Below are 19,211 nucleotides of genomic sequence, written 5' to 3'. Positions count from 1 at the left end.
CCCCCCGCCCGGCGCCCCGCCGCTCCCGCGGCACCGGTGTCGAGACCAACCTGCGCACCGCCGCCGTGTGGGAGGCCGTCCAGTCCGTCGCCGACGACCTGTCCGCCCAGCTCGACCGGCCGCTGCGGGTCCTCGACCTCGGTGGCGGCACCGGCGGGGTCGCCGTCGCGCTCGGCGGGCTCGGGCACGAGGTCACCGTCGTCGACCCCAGCCCGGACGCTCTCGCCGCACTCGGCCGGCGCGCCCGCGAGGCCGGCGTCGACGACCGCGTCCGTGGGGTCCAGGGCGACGCCGGCACGCTCCGCGAGGTGCACGATGTCGGCACCGCGGACCTGGTCTGCTGCCACGGCGTCCTGGAGTTCGTCGACGACCCGAGCGACTCCCTCGCGCAGATCAGCGCCGCCCTCGCGCCCCACGGCGTGCTCAGCCTGGTCGTCGCCCAGCGGCTCGCCGTGGTGCTCGCCCGGGCGATCGCCGGGCAGTTCGGTCAGGCCCAGCACGCCCTCACCACGCCCGAGGGCACGTGGGGAGCGCCCGACCCGCTGCCCCGCCGGTTCGACCTGTCCTCGGTCTCGGCGCTCGTCGAGGCCGCCGGCCTGGAGATCACCGACACCCACGGCGTCCGCATCTTCAGCGACCTCGTCCCCTCCGCCCTGGTGGACTCCGAGGCCGACCGCATGGCGCTGCTGGACCTCGAGCGCGCGGCCGCGAGCCACCCGGACTTCGCGATCCTCGCCCAGCTCGGCGCGGCCCTGCACGTCATCGCCGCGCGGCACTGAGACGGGCACGCCGTGAGCCGGCGGCAGTTCCGCCTCGAGGACCAGGAGGCGCAGGCCGGGGCCCTCGACGACACCGGGTGCCACGTCCTGCACGTCGACATGGACGCGTTCTACGCCTCCGTCACCCTGCTCGAGCATCCCGACCTCGTCGGCACGCCCGTCATCATCGGTGGCGGCACGCGAGGGGTGGTGCTCTCGGCGACCTACGAGGCGCGACGCTACGGCGTCGCCTCGGCGATGCCGATGGCCCGCGCCCGTCGGCTGTGCCCCCGGGCGACCGTCCTGCGGCCCGACCACCAGCGCTACGCCGAGGTCTCGCGCGGCGTCATGGCCGTCTTCCGCTCGGTCACCCCCGTCGTCGAGCCGTTGTCCGTCGACGAGGCCTTCCTCGACGTGTCGGGGTCGGTCCACACCCACGGACGCCCGACGCAGATCGCCCACCACATCCGTGACGCCGTGACCGACGAGCAGGGCATCACCTGCTCGGTCGGCGTCGCCCCCACGAAGTTCGTCGCCAAGCTCGCGTCGGGCCTCGCCAAGCCCGACGGCCTGCGCGTCGTGCCGGTCGACCAGGTCGTGGCGACGCTGCACCAGCTGCCGGTCGCCGCGCTCTGGGGGGTCGGCGACCGCACCGAGGAGACCCTGCTGCGGCTGGGGCTGCGCTCGGTGGCCGACATCGCGCACACCCCGGTCGCGACGCTGCAACGGGCCCTCGGCCCAGCGATGGGCGCCTCGCTGCACGAGCTGGCATGGGGGCGCGATCCCCGCAGCGTCACCCCGGTCCACGTCGACAAGAGCGTCGGCGCCGACGAGACCTTCGGCCACGACATCGACGACCCGGTCGAGATCCACCGGCACCTGCTCAAGCTCGCCGACCGCTCCACCGCCCGGCTGCGGTCCCAGGGGATGATGGCGCGCACCGTCTCGATCAAGGTCCGGTTCGCCGACTTCACCACGATCACCCGCTCCAAGACCCTGCGCGAGCACACCGACGTCGGGCAGGACGTCTATCGCACCGCCCGCGACCTGTTCGACGCGCTGGGGCTGCAGCGCGCCCGCATCCGCCTCGTCGGGGTCCGGCTCGAGGGGCTCCAGGACGCCGGCCTGGTGCCGCGCCAGGGCCTGCTGGACGAGCGAGAGCACGGGTGGCGGGACGCCGAGCGTGCGGTCGACCGGGCGAGCGCGAGGTTCGGGGCCGGTGCGGTGCGTCCGGCGAGTCTGGTCCGACCTGGGGACGGATCTACCACAACCCCTCGCCGGGATCTATCCTGAGATCATCTTCGTTGAGTCCTACGGAGACCGCTCTGACGGCGCACCCGCGCCGCGCGACCCGGCCTCGAGGACCTCACGACCGCACGACCCCGAGGGAGGGGAGCGAGATGCCGCTCTCAGAGCGTGAGCAGGCGCTGCTCGAGCAGATGGAGCAGGCGCTGTATGCCGAGGACCCGCGCTTCGCGGCCCAGCTCGCGAGCGCCAGCTCGACGCCAGGGCGCCGTCGGCGCTACATCCTCGGCGCGATCGGCGTCCTCGCCGGTCTCGGGGTCGTCCTCCTCGGCGTGACGCAGCAGCAGGTATGGATCGGCGTGATCGGGTTCCTGATCATGGTGGCGGCCGGCTTCTACGCCCTGGCCTCACCGAGGCGCAAGCTCGGAGCGGTGGGCGAGGACGGCACGGTGCAGCAGCGCACCAGCAGGCGCTTCGGTCGCCCGGGCGTCGGTCGAGCCGGTGGCGCCACCAAGATGAGGCGTGCCGACCGGGCACCGGGTGCCGCCGGGCGCCTGCCCCGAGACCGGACCCCCCGGTCGGGGACCTTCATGCAGCGGCTGGAGCAGCGGTGGGACGAGCGTCGTCAGCGCGGCGAGTTCTAGACCGCGGGGAGCTCTGAACGAGGCCTCTGCTAGGCCCAGATGAGCGCTGCGGCCCAGGACGCGCTGATCAGCAGGCCGGCCGTCAGCTCGATCAGCATCGACAGGCCCACCGCCTTGAGCGCGTGCACGGTCGACGGCCAGGCCGCGCCCGTCGAGCTGAGGCGCTGCAGCTCGGACAGGAAGACGCCGAGCACGAAGCCGGCGACGGCCCCCACGACCGGGATGACGAAGAAGCCCACGACCGCCACGAGGACGCCCGCGGCCAGCGACCGGGTCGGGACCCCGCCGGTGCGCAACCGGCGCCCGGGCAGGACGTACTGCAGGGCCAGGCCCACGGCATACAGCACCGTCACCAGCACGGCGAGCCACCACGTCTGGGTCACGACCGCCCACACCAGGACGGCGCCCCACACGAGCAGCAGGCCGGGCAGCACGGGGATCACGATCCCCAGCAGCCCGATCACGACGCAGACGGCGAGCAGGACGGTCAGGGTGGTGGTCACGTGCCCAGCCTAGGGGCAGCGCGACGAGACCCCCGCCGTCGTCGGTCGGGGGTCTCGTCGTGCCGTCCTCGCGGACGGTGGTGCGGCGCCGTCAGCTGGTCGACGACGCGTGGAGCCGGTCGGTCTGGTCGTCGATGTCGGTAGCCAGGGGACGCAGGCGATCCAGGTGCTCGCGACCATGGTGGGCGCAGAAGAGCAGCTCACCTCCGGACGCGAGACGGGCTCGGATGTAGGCCTGCGCGCCACAACGGTCGCAGCGGTCGGCTGCGGTGAGTTCGGTCGGTGCCAGTGCGGTGGTCACGATGGGCCTCTCTTTCACGTCAGTGGGGGTCGCTCCCGGACGGCTGTGGGTGCGGCCTCTACGGCGGTGACAACAGTCAAGCACGTACATTCGTTCCCACCCGCGCATTTCTCGCTGGGCGGAGCGCCAGCCGTGGCCCGCCCTCCCCGGACGAGCGGTGCATGGCGAGTCTGCACGGGGGTGTCATACCCGGCGGGTACCCTGCCGAGCGTGCCAGACGCCACGACCACAGCAAGCCCAGCCAGCCCAGCCAGCCCAGCGAGCCGAGCAGGCCGAGCCAGCGCAGCCAGCGCGGTCGGCACGAGCAGCGACACCTACTCCGCCCGCCACCTCCAGGTCCTGGAGGGCCTCGAGGCCGTCCGCAAGCGGCCGGGCATGTACATCGGGTCGACGGACAGCCGCGGCCTGACGCACTGCCTGTGGGAGATCATCGACAACGCCGTGGACGAGGCGTTGGGCGGCCACTGCGACCACATCGAGGTCGTCCTCGGGCGCGACGGCTCGGTCGTGGTGCGCGACAACGGACGCGGCATGCCCGTCGACAAGGAGCCCCGCACCGGCCTGTCCGGCGTCGAGGTGATCTTCACCAAGCTGCACGCGGGCGGCAAGTTCGGTGGCGGGTCGTATGCCGCCTCGGGCGGTTTGCACGGCGTGGGCGCCAGCGTGGTCAACGCCCTGTCCAGTCGGCTGGACGTGCAGGTGGACCGCGGCGGCAAGACCTACCAGATGAGCTTCCGGCGGGGCGAGCCCGGCACCTTCGACGACGCTGGTGCGCCGGGTCCGGACAACACCTTCACGCCGTTCGAGCAGACCTCGGAGCTGCAGGTCGTCGGCAAGGCCAAGCGGGGCGTGACGGGCAGCCGGGTCCGCTACTGGGCGGACCACCAGATCTTCCTCAAGAACGCCGGCCTGGACCGCGCCGACCTCGTCTCGCGGGCTCGGCAGACGGCCTTCCTCGTCCCAGGGCTCGCCATCGCGGTGCGCGACGAGCGCGACCTCGACGGCGAGGGTGTCTACGAGGAGACCTTCCAGAACGAGGGCGGCATCAGCGAGTTCGCGGAGTTCCTCGCCTCGGACCCGGCGCTGACCGACGTCTGGCGGCTGCAGGGCAGCGGCGAGTTCACCGAGACGGTGCCGCAGCTCGACGCCCGCGGCCACATGGTCAGCACGGAGATGACCCGCGAGTGCACCGTCGACGTGGCGGTGCGCTGGGGGACCGGCTACGAGACGCGCGCCGAGTCCTTCGTCAACATCATCCACACGCACAAGGGCGGCACCCACGTCAGCGGCTTCGAGCAGGCCCTGATGAAGGTGTTCCGCAAGCAGCTCGAGGTCAACGCCCGGCGGCTCAAGGTCGGCACCGACAAGGTCGACAAGGACGACATCCTCGCCGGCCTCACGGCCGTCGTGACGGTGCGCCTCGCCGAGCCGCAGTTCGAGGGGCAGACCAAGGAGGTCCTGGGGACCAGCGCGGTGCGCGCCATCGTCGCCCGGGTCGTCGAGCGCGAGCTGACCGCCCTGCTGACCTCGTCCAAGCGGGGGGAGAAGGCCCAGGCCCGCCTTCTGCTGGAGAAGGTCGTCTCCGAGATGAAGTCCCGCATCTCGGCCCGTCAGCACAAGGAGACGCAGCGCCGCAAGAACGCCCTCGAGACCAGCACCCTGCCGAGCAAGCTGGCGGACTGCCGCAGCAGCGACGTGGAGCGCTCGGAGCTGTTCATCGTCGAGGGTGACAGCGCCCTGGGCACGGCCAAGCTCGCGCGCGACTCCGACCACCAGGCCCTGCTCCCGATCCGCGGCAAGATCCTGAACGTCCAGAAGGCCTCGGTCGGCGACATGCTCAAGAACGCCGAGTGCGCGGCCATCATCCAGGTCATCGGCGCCGGCAGCGGCCGCAGCTTCGACCTCGACGCGGCGCGCTACGGCAAGGTCATCGTGATGACCGACGCCGACGTCGACGGCGCCCACATCCGGACGCTGCTGCTGACGCTCTTCTTCCGCTACATGCGTCCGCTGGTCGAGGCAGGCCGGGTGTATGCCGCGGTCCCGCCGCTGCACCGCATCGAGGTCGTCGGGGCGGGCTCGCGCAAGAACGAGCTGATCTACACCTACAACGAGCAGCAGATGCGCACCACGGTGCGTCAGCTCGAGCGCAAGGGACGCCGGATCAAGCAGCCGATGCAGCGCTACAAGGGCCTCGGCGAGATGGACGCCGACCAGCTGGCCGAGACCACGATGGACCCACGCCAGCGCACCCTGCGCCGCGTGACCCTCGCGGACGCCGAGGCGGCCGAGCGCGTCTTCGAGCTCCTCATGGGCAACGAGGTCGCGCCGCGCAAGGACTTCATCGTGGACTCCGCGCACTCCCTCGACGCCGAGCGCATCGACGCCTGAGCCGTCATACGGTCACGATCTGGGCATCCGGGGCGATCCTGGCTGGACGAAACCTGTTTCGTCAGTGATCGTGTCCGCCATGAGTGACAACGACACGTCGCCGATGACCGGCACGGCCGAACCCAGCGCCGGCGAGGGCAAGCCCGAGCTGAACCGCGCGATCGGACCCGGTCTGCTGCTGCTCTTCATCGTGGGCGACATCCTCGGCACCGGCGTCTACGCGCTGACCGGCAAGGTGGCCAAGGAGGTCGGCGGGGCGGTCTGGCTTCCATTCCTGTGCGCCTTCATCGTCGCGATGCTGACCGCCTTCAGCTATCTCGAGCTCGTTACGAAGTACCCCCGCGCCGGTGGAGCCGCGGTCTACGCCCACAAGGCCTTCGGGGTGCACTTCCTGACCTTCCTGGTCTGCTTCACCGTCATGTGCTCGGGTCTCACCTCGGCCTCCAGCGCAGCCCAGGCCTTCGCCGGCAACCTCAACAAGGCGGCCCACTTCGGCTGGGAGTCCGGGGGCACCATGCTCCTGCTCGCCGCCCTCGGCTTCATGGCCCTCGTCGCGATCATCAACCTGCGGGGCGTGGGGGAGAGCGTCAAGGTCAACGTCGTCCTGACCATCGTCGAGCTGTCGGGCCTGCTCATCATCATCGCCATCGGCGTGTGGGCGATCATGCAGGGCAAGGGCGACGCCGCGACCCTCACCCAGTTCAACGTCAAGGAGGGCTCGAACCTCTTCACGGCGGTCGCCTCCGCCACGGCCCTCGCGTTCTTCGCCATGGTGGGCTTCGAGGACTCGGTCAACATGGCCGAGGAGACCAAGGACCCCGTCAAGACTTTCCCCAAGATGATGCTCATCGGCCTGTCGATCACGGGCGTGATCTACGTGCTGGTGGCCATCGCCTCGGTCACGCTGGTCAAGCCCGCCGAGCTCGGCGAGGGCGAGACCCCGCTCCTCAAGGTCGTCCAGGCGGGAGCGCCGGCCTTCCCGATCGCGATCTTCGCCGTCATCACGATGTTCGCCGTCGCCAACTCCGCGCTGATCAACATGCTGATGGCCTCGCGCCTCCTCTACGGCATGGCGCACGAGGGCGTGCTGCCCGTCACCCTCGGGCGGATCCTGCCCAAGCGGCGCACGCCGTGGGTGGCCATCCTGTTCACCACGGTGCTGGCCTTCGGCCTGGTCTGGTTCGCCGACCTCAAGGCGCTCGGCGGCACGACGTCCTTCCTGCTGCTGATCGTGTTCACCATCACCAACATCGCCGTGCTCGTGCTGCGGCGCGACAAGGTCGAGCACCGGCACTTCAAGGCGCCGACGGTCATCCCCGTCATCGGCGCGGTCCTGTGCGGCTTCCTCGCCTCCCCGCTGTCCAAGCGCGACCCCAAGGACTACCAGGTCGCGGCGGTGCTGCTGGTCGTCGGTGTCGTGCTCTGGCTGCTGCACTGGCTGTCGACGCGGTTCATCGGCACCGGTCGCACCAACAAGCCCGAGCACATCGAGGAGCTCGGCATCCATCACGACGAGCTCAACCGCCAGCGCGAGGGCCGTCCCTGGACCTGATCGCCTCGTCCACCACGACGAAGCGACCACGCCCGCCCGACCGAGACATGTCTCGCGGGCGGGCGCGGTCGTCGCTAGATTGCGGTCATGGACGCACCGCAGCACCGGATCACCCTCGCCGAGTCCGAGATGCCGACGAGGTGGTACAACATCGTCGCCGACCTCCCGGAGCCGCTGCCACCGATGCTGCACCCCGGCACCCACGAACCGGTCGGCCCCGAGGACCTCGCGCCGCTCTTCCCGCCGGCCCTGATCGAGCAGGAGCTCGGCACCGAGCGCTACTACGACATCCCGGAGGAGGTCCAGGAGGTCTATCGTCTGTGGCGGCCGAGCCCGCTGATCCGGGCGACCCGTCTCGAGCGCGAGCTCGGCACCCCTGCCCGGCTCTACGTCAAGTACGAAGGCGTCTCGCCCGCCGGCTCCCACAAGCCCAACTCCGCCGTGCCTCAGGCCTATTACAACCACCAGGCAGGCATCACCCGGCTCACCACCGAGACCGGCGCGGGCCAGTGGGGCGCCAGCCTGGCGTTCGCCTGCGCGCAGTACGCCATGGAGTGCGAGGTCTGGCAGGTCGCGGGCAGCTTCGACTCCAAGCCCTACCGGCGGCTGATGATGGAGACCTTCGGGGCGCAGGTCCACCGCAGCCCGAGCGACCTGACCGAGGCGGGGCGCGTCATACAGGCCTCGCACCCGGGCACGACCGGATCGTTGGGCATCGCGATCTCCGAGGCCGTGGAGGCCGCGGTCCAGAGCCCCACGACCAGCTATGCCCTCGGGTCCGTGCTCAACCACGTGCTGCTGCACCAGACGATCATCGGCGAGGAGACCCTCCTGCAGCTGGCCAAGGTCGGGGAGACCCCCGACCTGCTGATCGGCTGCACCGGGGGCGGGTCCAACTTCGCCGGTCTGGCCTTCCCCTTCCTGCGGGAGACCTGGGCCGGCCGTATGACGCCCGCGCTGCGGGCCGTGGAGCCCGCGGCGTGCCCGAGCCTCACGCGCGGGACCTACGCCTACGACTCCGGCGACGTCGCGGGGATGACGCCGCTGATGAAGATGCACACGCTCGGGTCGGGCTTCATGCCGAGCGCGATCCACGCGGGCGGGCTGCGCTACCACGGGATGGCGCCGCTGGTCAGCCACCTCTACCACCACGGGCACCTCGAGGCGGTGGCCAAGGAGCAGGCCGAGTGCTTCGACGCCGGCGCGTTGTTCGCCCGGTGCGAGGGGATCATCCCGGCGCCGGAGTCGACCCACGCGATCGCGGAGCTCGTCGCCGAGGGGCGTCGCTGCGCGGAGTCGGGCGAGGAGAAGGTCGTGGTCGTGGGGCTCTCGGGCCACGGGCACCTGGAGCTGCCGGCCTACGGCGACCACACGGCGGGAAGGCTGCGCTCGTCGGCGGCGGACGACCCCGACCTCGACGCCCACCTGCGGGGGTCGATGGCCGCCCTGCCCGAGGTACGCGCGTCGTGACGGCGGCCGACGACCGCGCTCTCCGTCATAGGGTGGGCGGGTGACCTCAGAGCGCCCTGACCCGACCTCCAAGCTGCCGGAGACGGCCTGCTCGCTGTCCTGGGAGGGGGCCGGGCACCCGGTGGGCGGGACCGCCGCGATGGCGGACTTCTGGATCGCCCTCGAGCAGCCCGGCCCGTGGGGCAGGGATGCGTTCACCGAGTCCTGGCTCGACCCCGCGCTGGGGGACCGGCTGGAGGGTGGCTGTGCCCTGGCCGGTGGGCGTCTGGTGCTCATCCGCTCGGTGTCCGACCGCCGGTCCCAGGCCGACGGGGCACCGCGCCAGGTCTTCGTCGCCGGTGACCTGCGGGGCGCGTCCGGCGGCCCCTGGCTGCTCGCCGGGGCGATCGTCGACCCCGCCGACCTGCTCGGCCTGGACCTCGGTGCCCTGGTCGACCAGGGACCGGACGCGGTGCTGCAGGCCCTGCCCGGGCTGCACCGCACCGACGCCGGGATCCTCCTGGTCTGCACCAACGGCAAGCGGGACGTGTGCTGCGCCGTGCGGGGCAGGCCGGTGGTGCTCGAGGGTGCGCGGCACCGCCCCGGCCAGGTGTGGGAGTGCACCCACACCGGCGGCCACCGGTTCGCCGCCACCGGCATCGCGCTGCCCAGCGGACACACGATCGCCCGGCTGACCGGCGAGCTCGCCGTCCAGGTCGTCGACGCCGAGGCGCGGCGCGAGCTGTGCCCCGCCGCCCTCGACGCCGCGCACGACCGTGGCCGCAGCCACCTCGACCTGCCCGTCCAGGCCGCCGAGGCCTGGGTCCGGGCGCGCACCCAGGAGACGACGCTGAGGGCCCTGACGAGCCGGATCGAGAGCGGCGACGAGTGGGACGCGCAGGTCAGGGTCGCGCACGAGGACGGTCGCGCGTGGCGGCTGCGGGTCCACAAGGAGCCCACGGGCGAGCGCCTCTACGACTCCTGCGGCAACGACCCCGCCCCGGCGCACCGGTTCTACGTCGACGAGCAGGTGTGACCAGCGCGCTAGGGTCGTGAGCCATGAGCGCGCCGTCCCGACCCGCCCGCCTGTCCTCGGACACCACCCGCAGCCTGATCGCGATGGGCGCGTTCGCACCCTTCGTGGTGGTCGGCCCGTTGACGAGAGGCCGGCTGGGGATCGAGGTGGACGAGTTCGTGATCATGATGCCGCTGAGCGCCATGATCGCCTTCATCCTCGTCTACACCTGGCTCACCTGGCGGGCCTTCCACGGGCTGGGCGGCGCCGACCTGCGGCGGGAGGTCCTGGCCTCGGTGCACGCGGAGCGACGCGAGGGGTGGCGCGTCGACTGATGCGTCGGTCCTTCGGGGTGGGGTCCGCTCCGTCGTGGTCGATCCAGCTCTCGGTGTTCGCGCTCGGGGTGTGCCTCGTCCTCGCGACCAACCCGCAGGCGCGCGCGATCCCCTGGGCCCTCGTGGGGTGCATCGTGGCGGTGGTCGTGTCCTGGTGCAACGTCGTGCTGTCCTACGCCCTGCACTACGCGCGGCTGGACCTCACGGAGGGCGGCCTGGAGTTCCCGGGCACCGAGGAGCGAGCCTTCAGCGACTACCTCTACCACTCGCTCAACGGGCAGGTGACCTTCGGGACGACCGACGTCTCGGTCACGACGAGGCAGATGCGCCGCGCCATGATGGTCCACGCGCTCGTGGCCTTCGCGTTCAACACCGTGATCATCGCGATCCTGGTGTCGCTGCTCCTCGCCGGCCGCGCGTGCTCCATACGGCTGACCGCTGCGCGCGTCGCGGCGTTGCACGGTCGCAGAGTCGCAAGGTCGCAAGGTCGGATCGATGACCACCGGCGAGCCGGCGGGTCACTCCGTGGAGGTCTGCACCACGTCGTCGAGGCTGTCGGGGTCGTAGTCGTCCCGGTCCACGACGACCCGCTCGCGGGTCGGCCCGGTGTTGGGCGGCAGGTCGAAGAGCCCCTCGCCACCCTCGGCCGTGCCGGCGGCGTCCGAGCTCGTCGGCGACGACGCGGCGGCGGCCCCGGCGCTCACGGGCGACTCGGTCGGCAGCGGCCCGCCGATCCCGGCGATGGGCCCCTTGGCCGGGAGCCCGGAGCCGTCCCGCTTGCCGGTCGCCTCGGGGAGCGGCACCGCCACGCCGTTGGGCCCGGAGGCCCGCGCGGGCAGGGCGCCGACCCAGGCGAGGACCAGCTGATCCTGGCCGTGCAGGAAGCGCTGGCAGCGGACCCCGCCGGTGGCGCGGCCCTTGGCGGGGTACTCGCCGAGAGGGGTGACCTTGATCGATGGGGTCTCCGTGCCCGGAAGGGCTCCGGCGGATCCCGCCCCGGTCACGACGACCGTCTCGGCGGACGGGTCGATGGCGCCGAACCATAGCGCGGACGCCTTGGGGGACAGGCGGATTCCCGCCATACCGCCTGCGGTGCGGCCCTGGGGCCGGACCACCGAGGCCGGGAAGTGCAGCAGCTGCGCGTCCGTCGTCACGAAGCACAGGTGCTCGTCCCCGGTGCGCAGCTCGACCGCGCCGACGACGCGGTCGCCCGGCTTGAGCGAGACGGCCTCCCACTCCTTGCGGTTGCCGGGGTAGTCCGTCGTCACCCGCTTGACCACGCCCTGGGCGGTGCCGAGGGCCAGGCCGCGGGACTCCGGGGCGAGCGACATGATCGTGAGGGGAACCTCGTCCTTGCCCAGCTCGACGTAGGCCGCGAGGGGCGCACCGCCCGACAGCGACGGGGCGCCGTTGGTCGGTGGCAGGGTCGGCAGCTCGAGGGCGGACAGTCGGACCACCCGACCGGTCGAGGTGACCAGGCCCACCTCGCCGCGCGCGGTCGTCGCCACGGCCGCCACCACGGCGTCGTGCTTGGACCGACCGCCCTCGTTGGACAGGCCACCGGCGTCCGACGTCCGGGCCAGCAGCCCGGTGGACGACATCAGGACGTAGCAGGGGTCGTCGGCGACCTCGAGCGGCGTGGCCGAGGTCGCCGGGGTGCCGGCGGACTCGAGCAGGATCGTGCGGCGCGGCGTGCCGTGCTGCTTGGCGACGTCGGCCAGCTCGGTGGACACCAGCCGGAGCAGCAGCGCCTCGTCGCCGAGGAGCTCGCGCAGCTCGGCGATCTCGCGCAGGAGCTCGTCGCGCTCGTTCTCCAGCTCGATGCGGGAGAACTTGGTGAGGCGGCGCAGCTGCAGGTCGAGGATGTAGGTCGCCTGAGGCTCGGAGAGCTCGAAGACGTCCATGAGCCGCGCCCGCGCGATGCCCGCGTCGTCGGAGGTGCGGATGACCTGGATGACCTCGTCGATGTCGAGGATCGCGATCAGCAGCCCCTCGACGAGGTGCAGGCGGTCCTCCTTCTTGCCGAGGCGGAACTGCGAGCGGCGACGCACCACGTCGGTGCGGAAGTCGACGTAGACCCGCAGCAGGTCCTTGAGCCCGAGGGTCTGGGGCTGCCCGTTGACGAGGGCGACGTTGTTGATGCCGAAGGAGTCCTCCATCGGCGTCAGCTTGTAGAGCTGCTCCAGGACCGCGTCGGGGTTGAAGCCGTTCTTGATCTCGATGACCAGCCGCAGCCCGTGCTTGCGGTCGGTGAGGTCCTTGAAGTCGCTGATGCCCTGCAGCTTCTTGGACTGGACGAGGTCCTTGATCTTGTCGCGCACCTTCTCCGGGCCGACGAGATAGGGCAGCTCGGTGACGACGATGCCCTTCTTGCGGGCGGTGATGCTCTCGACGCGGCAGGTGGCGCGCGTCTTGAAGCTGCCGCGTCCGGTCAGGTAGGCGTCGCGGATGCCCTCGAGGCCGATGATCCGGCCCCCGCAGGGCAGGTCCGGACCCGGCACGAACTTCATCAGGTCGTCGAGCGAGCAGTCCGGGTGGGCGATGAGGTGGCGGGCCGCGCCGATGACCTCGACGAGGTTGTGCGGCGGCATCTGGGTCGCCATACCGACCGCGATGCCCGAGGCACCGTTGACGAGGAGGTTGGGGAAGGCCGCCGGCAGCACCCCGGGCTGGGTGAGCTGCTCGTCGTAGTTGGGGACGAAGTCGACCGTGTCCTCGTCCAGGCTGGCGAGCATGGCCAGCGCGGACGGGGCCATGCGCGCCTCGGTGTAGCGGCTGGCCGCCGGACCGTCGTCGAGGGAGCCGAAGTTGCCGTGCCCGTCGACCAGGGGCAGCCGCATCGTGAACGGCTGCGCCTGGCGCACGAGGGCGTCGTAGATCGCGGTGTCCCCGTGGGGGTGGTACTTGCCCATGACCTCGCCGACGATGCGGGAGGACTTGACGTGGCCGCGGTCGGGGCGCAGCCCCAGCTCGTGCATGCCGTAGAGGATGCGTCGCTGCACCGGCTTGAGGCCGTCGCGCGCGTCGGGCAGCGCCCGGCTGAAGATGACCGAGTAGGAGTACTCCAGGAACGCCTGCTGCATCTCGTCGGAGACGTCGATGTCGATGATGTTCTCGACGAAGTCGTCGTCCAGGGTCGGTGCGGTCGTGCGACGCGCCATCAGGTGCAATCTCCTTCGCGAGCGGATCCGCCCCATCCTGCCCCGGGGGTCGGGTGACGGGCCGTATGGCGCGCCGGGCCCGCCGGATCGGGCGCCGAGGAAAGGCGGTTGTGCGGTCCCGGGCCGCGGCGCAGGATCGAGGCATGACTGCCATCCCTGCCGAGCAGACCGCCCTGGCGGACCTGGATGCCCTGCCCGGCATCACCTGGCGTCGTGGTGATCGCGCCGACGTGCCGGCGATCGCACGGCTCTATGCCGAGGCCGAGGCCCACGACCGCAATCCCGAGCGTATGTCTCTGAGCGACATCGAAGAGTACTGGGACTCCCCACGGTCGGTCCCGGACGAGGACCTGATCCTCGGGCACGACGGCGGCGGTGCCCTCGTGGCCGTCGGGTGGTCGGGGTGCAACCGGTCGATCACGGAGGTCCGCCGGGTGCACCTCGGGGGAGTGGTGGACCCGAGCCGGCGCGGCGAGGGCATCGGCACGGCCCTGCTCCGGTGGGAGCTGGCGCACGGCGTGGCCTGGGACCGCGCCGCCCGCAGGGAGGGCCACGGACCGCTCCAGATGCGCCTGTCGGCCCCCGTCCACCAGACCGAGCTGCGCGACCTGGCGGAGCGCGCGGGGCTGGAGGCGGTGCGGTACTTCTTCGGCATGGGGCGGTGGTTGGACACTCCCGTGCCGGTCGTGCCGGTCGTGCCGGTCGTGCCGGTTGTGCCGGTCGTGCCGGTCGGGTCGGTCGGGTCGGCCCGAGGAGTGCGCCTGCTCGACTGGGACCCGTCTCGCTCGGACGAGGCGCTGGCGGTGCTGGACGAGGGCTTCCGCGACCACTGGGCCTATGCCGGCACGACCCCCGACATGTGGCAGGAGCAGCTGACGTCGGCGAGCTTCCGCCCGGACTGGTCGGTGCTGGCGGTGGACGACGCCACGGGGGCCATGGTGGGCCTGGCGATGAGCTCGGCCTACGAGCAGGACTGGGCCGCCCAGGGCTACACCGAGGGGTGGACCGAGCAGCTGACGGTGCTGCGCAGCCACCGGGGGAGAGGCGTGGCGTCCGCGCTGCTGCAGGAATCGATGCGCAGGTTCGCAGGCTCCGGCATGGCGTCCGCCGGGCTCGGGGTCGACGCCGAGAACCCCACGGGGGCGCTGCGCCTCTACGAGAGCCTGGGCTACCACCGCACCGACAGCCTGGCGGTCTACCGATACCCGACGGACGCCGCGGACGTTGTGCAGCAGGTGGACCCGGCCGACACGATGGACGAGGGGGACGCCGGCAGCACGAGGCCCGGTGCGCCAAGGGGGTAGCGCACCGGGCCTCGCACCGGCAGGGCCGGCTGATCAGACCGTCAGAGCAGGTCGATCATGATCGGGTCGGCCAGGTCGAGGACGGCCTGGCGGGCCTTGCGCGCCGAGCGAGCCTTGAGGGCCGCCGTCGCCATCCGCTGGCAGGTCCCGAGCTCGTGGAGGCTGAGCGCGGTGCGCACGGCCGCCAGCTTGGGCGTGGCCATGGACAGGGACGAGACCCCGAGACCGACGAGCACGAGCGCCAGCAGCGGGTCGCCGCCGGCCTCGCCGCACACGCCGATCGGCTTGCCGGTCGCGCGGCCACCCTCGCAGGCCATCTTGACCAGGTCGAGCAGCGGGGGCTGCCACGGGCTCAGCAGGGGAGCCAGGGCGCCCTGCATGCGGTCGGCGGCCATGGTGTACTGCGACAGGTCGTTGGTCCCGAGGGACGCGAAGTCGCAGACCTCGAGGATGTCCTTGGCGCGGATCGCCGCACCCGGGACCTCGATCATCGTGCCGCCCTTGGGCAGCCCGACGGCCTTGACCTGCTGGGCGAACCAGCGGGCCTCCTCGCGGGTGGCCACCATCGGGGCCATGACGCGCACGTCCGCCCCGGTGGCCTGGTAGGCCGCGGCGAGAGCCTGGAGCTGGGTGTCCAGCAGGTCCTGGCGCTCGCGCTGCAGCCGGAGGCCGCGCACGCCGAGGGCGGGGTTCTCCTCCTCGCCGAGGTCGGCGAAGGCCAGCGGCTTGTCGGCCCCCGCGTCGAGCGTGCGCACGACGACGCGGCGCTCGGGGAAGGCCTCGAAGACGCGGGTGTAGGTCGCGGTCTGCTCCTCCAGCGTGGGCGCGTCGTCGCGGTCCAGGAAGAGGAACTCGGTGCGGAACAGGCCCACACCCTCGCAGTCCATCTTGCCGGCCTTCTCGGCGTCCTCGGCGGTGCCGATGTTGGCGAGGAGCGCGACCTTGGTGCCGTCGCGCGTGACCCCGACGCCGCTCACGTTGGACAGGGCGGCCGCCCGGCGGCGGGACCGCTCGGCGAGCTGCTCCTGCTCGTCGTCGGTGGGGTTGACGATGACCTCGCCCACCCCGCCGTCCAGTGCCACGACGGTGCCGGCCGGGATCTGCAGGGCGCCCTGCACCCGGACGACGGCGGGGATGCCCAGCTGGGCCGCGAGGATCGCGGTGTGGCTGGTCGGCCCGCCGGCCTCGGTGACGATCCCGCGCACCTTGTCGATGTCGAGGGTCGCGGTCTCGGCGGGAGCCAGGTCGTGGGCGACCAGCACGCTCGGCTCGTCGAACTGGGGGACTCCCGGCTCCGGCTCGCCCAGCAGGCGGGCGACCGTGCGGTCACGGACGTCGCGCAGGTCGGTGACGCGCTCGGCCATGTAGCCGCCGAGCGACTCGAACATCGTGCAGAACTCCTCGACGGCCGCGGTCACGGCGGTCGCGGGGCCCTTGCCGGCGTCGAGCTGGGTGTCGATCCCGCCGGCGAGGCCGGGGTCGCGGGCCATCATGACGGTGGCCTGCAGGATCGTGGCGGCCTTGGGGTCGGCCTTGGCGGCGCGGGCCTCGAGCCCGGCCGCGACCTGCTCCATGGTCTCGCGGACCTGGGCCTTGGCGGCGGCAGGGTCGGCTGCGGCCGGCTCGTTGGCGGGGGCCGTGGGCGCCGGCCGGACCTGGACGACAGGTCCGGCCGACGTGCCCACGCTCACGCCGATGCCGCTCAGCTGGCGGTGGGGGGCGTCGGTCATCGCGAGATCACTCGTTGTCGAGGTCGCGCTCGAGCAGGGCAACGAGCTCGCCGAGCTTGTCCTCCGCGCCGTCGCCCTCGGCGGACAGGGTGACGACGTCGCCGTGCTTGGCGCCCAGGGCCATGACGGCCAGGATGCTGCGGGCGTCGACCGGGGTCTGGCCCTCCTTGGCGATCGTGACGGGCAGGCCCGTGGCCGTGGCGGCCTGGACGAACATCGAGGCCGGGCGGGCGTGCAGGCCGACGGAGGAGGCGATGGTGACGTTGCGAGATGCCATGAGGATCAATCCTTCTGAGTTGTGCGGGGGTCAGGTCGTGGGACTCACGGTATGCCGGGAACGTGGTCCCCGTCATACCGGGCTCGTGCAGCTGGTGGAGCTGGTGCACCAGTGAGGGTGGTGCAGCGGTGCGGTGGTGGCGGTGCGGGTGGTGCGGGCGGATCAGGCGGCGACGGCGTCCCGCGCCGCGGGGGTGTCCGCCACGGCCCGGCGACTCTTGTCGGCGCCCTTGAGCGCGACGACGAGCAGCCCGGTGACGACGGATCCGACGATGACCGCGAGGAGGAACATCAGCGGGTTGGTGATCAGCGGGGTGACCCACAGACCGCCGTGCGGCGCACGGCTGCCCGAGCCGAAGGCCATGATCAGCGCGCCGGTGATGCTCGACCCCACCATGGACGACAGGATGACGCGCCACGGGTCGGCGGCCGCGAACGGGATCGCGCCCTCGGAGATGAAGGACGCGCCGAGCAGCCACGAGGCCTTGCCGTTCTCCTGCTCCGCCTTGGTGAACAGCTTGGGTCGCAGGGCGGTCGCCAGGGCCATGCCCCACGGTGCGACCATGCCCGCGCCCATGACCGCAGCCATGATCTTGAGCTGTGGGGCGTCGGTCGCCCCGGCCGCCACGGCGGACAGGCCGGTCGTGCCGAAGGTGTAGGCCACCTTGTTGACGGGACCGCCCAGGTCGAAGCCCATCATCAGGCCGAGGATGAGACCGAGCAGGATCGCGTTGGAGCCGGACATGCCGGTCAGCGCGCTGCTCAGGGAGTCCATCAGGCCCTTGATCGGGCGGCCGAGGATCAGGATCATCGCGCCGGCGGTGATCAGGGTCGACAGCAACGGGATGACGACGACCGGCATGACGCCGCGGATGCCCTTGTGGACCTTCCACCCGGCGATCCAGCGCGCCGCGAAGCCGGCGATGAAGCCGGTGACGATGCCGCCGAGGAAGCCGGCGCCCATGGTGTTGGCGATGAAGCCGCCGACGATGCCCGGGACCAGGCCCGGCCGGTCGGCGATGCCGTAGGCGATGAAGCCCGACAGGATCGGCACCAGGAAGTTGAAGGCCGCCCCGCCGATCAGGAACAGCAGCGCCGCCCAGTGCATCCCGTTGCCGGGGTTGAAGGCGTTCTGCAGGACCGTGACCTTGTCGGTGGCCCCGGCCGGGTTGAGGGTGTACATCGACGTGACGTCGATGGCGCCCTGCTTGCCGCCGAACAGCTGGGCCAGCATGAAGCCCAGGGCGATGAGGATGCCGCCCGCCGCGACGAACGGGATCATGTAGGACACGCCGGTCATCAGCCACTGGCGGATCTTGGTGCCGGTGCCGACGCGCTCGGTCTCGCGGGCGGACGTCGCCCCCGTCGTCGCGGCGGTGCTCGCAGCGGCCGTCGGGGTGGCCGACGCCGTCGAGCTCCCTCGCTCGGCGACCAGCCGCTCGACCTCGGCGATGAGGGCGGGGGAGTCGGACACGGCCTTCTTGACGCCCACGTCCACGGTCGGCTTGCCGGCGAACCGGCCGGCGTCCCTGACCTCGAGGTCGTGGGCGAAGATCACGCCGTCGGCGGCGTCGATGACCGACTGGTCCAGCGGCTCCGAGCCGGCCGAGCCCTGGGTCTCGACCACCATGGTGTGGCCGGCCTCCTTGGCCGCCTGCTCCAGGCCCTCGGCGGCCATGTAGGTGTGGGCGATGCCGGTGGGGCAGCTGGTCACGCCGACCAGGGAGAGCGAGCGGGCGCCACCCGACGTGTCGCCGGACGCCGAGCCACCCGAGACGGCGGGCGCCGCCGTACGAGCCTGCTCCGCGGCCTCGACCGCCTGGGCGACCAGGGCAGGGGCCCCGGACACGGCCTTCTTGACGCCCACGTCGACGGTCGGCTTGCCGGCGAACCGGCCGGCGTCCCTGACCTCGAGGTCGTGGGCGAAGATCACGGCGTCGGCGGCGTCGATGACGGCCTGGTCCAGCGGCTCGGAGCCGGCCGAGCCCTGGGTCTCGACGACCATCTCGTGGCCGGCCTCGCGAGCCGCCTGCTCGAGGGCCTCGGCGGCCATGTAGGTGTGCGCGATGCCCGTGGGGCAGCTGGTGACGCCGACCAGCCTCACTGCTCGACCTCGGACCGGACGATCTGGACGACCTCGGCCGGGGTCACGGCGTTGCGCAGGGACTCCTTGAACTCGGCACGCATGAGCTTGCGGGCGAGCATGGCCAGGATCTTGAGGTGGTCCTCGCCGCCGCCCTCGGGCGCCGCGATGAGGAAGATCAAGGTGGCGGGCCCGTCCTCGGACCCCCAGTCGATGCCCTCGCGGGAGCGCCCGAAGACGAGCGAGGGCTCGGTCACGTGCGTGGAGCGGCAGTGCGGGATGCCGATGCCGCCGGGCAGCCCGGTCGCCATCTGCTCCTCGCGCTTGCGCACGTCGTCGAGGAAGCCCTCGAGGTCGGTCACCCGCCCCTCCGCGACGAGGGTCTCGCCCAGGGTCCGGGTGGCGTCGGTGCGGTCGGTGGCGCGGAGGTCCAGCACGACCTGCTTATCGGTGATGAGGGACAT

At 72.0% G+C, this 19,211-nt stretch carries 16 protein-coding genes and 1 pseudogene; 10 read left to right on the top strand and 7 right to left on the bottom strand.

Going from position 1 to position 19,211, the window contains the following annotated elements:
* The 3 genes from B4E97_RS04050 to B4E97_RS04040 form a co-directional block, all read left to right on the top strand.
* Window positions 1-779: methyltransferase domain-containing protein (locus tag B4E97_RS04050; RefSeq protein WP_286958773.1), on the top strand; the 779-nt coding region annotated here is incomplete at its 5' end.
* A 12-nt stretch (window positions 780-791) separates the two neighbouring features.
* The gene (gene dinB, locus B4E97_RS04045; protein WP_029209997.1) at window positions 792-2,051 is read left to right on the top strand and encodes a DNA polymerase IV; all 1,260 of its coding nucleotides are present in this window, start codon (window positions 792-794) and stop codon (window positions 2,049-2,051) included.
* 107 nt (window positions 2,052-2,158) lie between these two features.
* Window positions 2,159-2,647: a DUF3040 domain-containing protein gene (locus tag B4E97_RS04040; RefSeq protein WP_019287065.1), complete on the top strand. Its 489-nt coding sequence runs from the start codon at window positions 2,159-2,161 to the stop codon at window positions 2,645-2,647.
* A gap of 29 nt (window positions 2,648-2,676) precedes the next feature.
* Here the strand turns inward: B4E97_RS04040 and B4E97_RS04035 are convergent, their stop codons facing one another.
* Both B4E97_RS04035 and B4E97_RS04030 read right to left on the bottom strand, forming a co-directional pair.
* Window positions 2,677-3,150, bottom strand: coding sequence for a DUF456 domain-containing protein (locus B4E97_RS04035; protein WP_286958771.1), 474 nt, complete (start codon window positions 3,148-3,150; stop codon window positions 2,677-2,679).
* Window positions 3,151-3,241: 91 nt separating this feature from the next.
* Complete coding sequence (locus B4E97_RS04030; protein WP_029209998.1) at window positions 3,242-3,451, bottom strand: DUF7455 domain-containing protein; 210 nt, start codon at window positions 3,449-3,451, stop codon at window positions 3,242-3,244.
* Window positions 3,452-3,661: 210 nt separating this feature from the next.
* On the opposite strand from B4E97_RS04030, the gene B4E97_RS04025 reads away from it, so the two are divergent.
* The 6 genes and pseudogenes from B4E97_RS04025 to B4E97_RS19100 form a co-directional block, all read left to right on the top strand.
* Window positions 3,662-5,842 (top strand): DNA gyrase/topoisomerase IV subunit B, encoded by a 2,181-nt coding sequence (locus tag B4E97_RS04025; RefSeq protein WP_286958770.1) that lies wholly within the window; start codon window positions 3,662-3,664, stop codon window positions 5,840-5,842.
* Window positions 5,843-5,921: 79 nt separating this feature from the next.
* Window positions 5,922-7,394: an APC family permease gene (locus B4E97_RS04020; protein ID WP_029210000.1), complete on the top strand. Its 1,473-nt coding sequence runs from the start codon at window positions 5,922-5,924 to the stop codon at window positions 7,392-7,394.
* An 87-nt stretch (window positions 7,395-7,481) separates the two neighbouring features.
* The gene (locus tag B4E97_RS04015; RefSeq protein ID WP_286958018.1) at window positions 7,482-8,864 is read left to right on the top strand and encodes a TrpB-like pyridoxal phosphate-dependent enzyme; all 1,383 of its coding nucleotides are present in this window, start codon (window positions 7,482-7,484) and stop codon (window positions 8,862-8,864) included.
* Window positions 8,865-8,904: 40 nt separating this feature from the next.
* Window positions 8,905-9,879 carry a sucrase ferredoxin gene (locus tag B4E97_RS04010; RefSeq protein ID WP_286958769.1) on the top strand — a complete coding sequence of 325 codons (975 nt, stop codon included), beginning with the start codon at window positions 8,905-8,907 and terminating at the stop codon, window positions 9,877-9,879.
* A 23-nt stretch (window positions 9,880-9,902) separates the two neighbouring features.
* Window positions 9,903-10,193, top strand: coding sequence for a hypothetical protein (locus B4E97_RS04005; protein ID WP_286958016.1), 291 nt, complete (start codon window positions 9,903-9,905; stop codon window positions 10,191-10,193).
* A pseudogene (locus B4E97_RS19100) lies at window positions 10,193-10,522 on the top strand (DUF1345 domain-containing protein); the annotation flags it as partial. The gene B4E97_RS04005 and the pseudogene B4E97_RS19100, both read left to right, overlap by 1 nt.
* Window positions 10,523-10,711: 189 nt before the next feature.
* Here the strand turns inward: B4E97_RS19100 and B4E97_RS03995 are convergent.
* Window positions 10,712-13,354, bottom strand: coding sequence for a DNA gyrase/topoisomerase IV subunit A (locus B4E97_RS03995; protein ID WP_286958768.1), 2,643 nt, complete (start codon window positions 13,352-13,354; stop codon window positions 10,712-10,714).
* Between the two features lie 143 nt (window positions 13,355-13,497).
* Between B4E97_RS03995 and B4E97_RS03990 the strand changes: the two genes are divergently transcribed.
* A complete protein-coding gene (locus B4E97_RS03990) occupies window positions 13,498-14,658 on the top strand; it encodes a GNAT family N-acetyltransferase (RefSeq protein ID WP_286958012.1) in 1,161 nt (386 codons plus the stop codon).
* A 41-nt stretch (window positions 14,659-14,699) separates the two neighbouring features.
* On the opposite strand, the gene ptsP is transcribed toward B4E97_RS03990, so the two are convergent.
* The 4 genes from ptsP to B4E97_RS03970 form a co-directional block, all read right to left on the bottom strand.
* On the bottom strand, window positions 14,700-16,388 hold the full coding sequence (gene ptsP / locus B4E97_RS03985; RefSeq protein WP_239262809.1) for a phosphoenolpyruvate--protein phosphotransferase: 1,689 nt from the start codon (window positions 16,386-16,388) through the stop codon (window positions 14,700-14,702).
* Between the two features lie 7 nt (window positions 16,389-16,395).
* Window positions 16,396-16,665: an HPr family phosphocarrier protein gene (locus tag B4E97_RS03980; protein ID WP_019284733.1), complete on the bottom strand. Its 270-nt coding sequence runs from the start codon at window positions 16,663-16,665 to the stop codon at window positions 16,396-16,398.
* A 162-nt stretch (window positions 16,666-16,827) separates the two neighbouring features.
* Window positions 16,828-18,768 carry a PTS fructose-like transporter subunit IIB gene (locus B4E97_RS03975; RefSeq protein WP_239262811.1) on the bottom strand — a complete coding sequence of 647 codons (1,941 nt, stop codon included), beginning with the start codon at window positions 18,766-18,768 and terminating at the stop codon, window positions 16,828-16,830.
* Window positions 18,765-19,211 (bottom strand): PTS sugar transporter subunit IIA, encoded by a 447-nt coding sequence (locus B4E97_RS03970; RefSeq protein WP_286958011.1) that lies wholly within the window; start codon window positions 19,209-19,211, stop codon window positions 18,765-18,767. The genes B4E97_RS03975 and B4E97_RS03970 overlap by 4 nt, the downstream gene beginning before the upstream one ends.

Origin of the sequence: Arsenicicoccus sp. UBA7492 (assembly GCF_002479615.1) — a bacterium.
GTDB lineage: Bacteria > Actinomycetota > Actinomycetes > Actinomycetales > Dermatophilaceae > Arsenicicoccus > Arsenicicoccus bolidensis.
The sequence above is the reverse complement of the archived record's forward strand: the minus strand, read 5'-3'. Positions and strand labels throughout refer to the sequence as shown.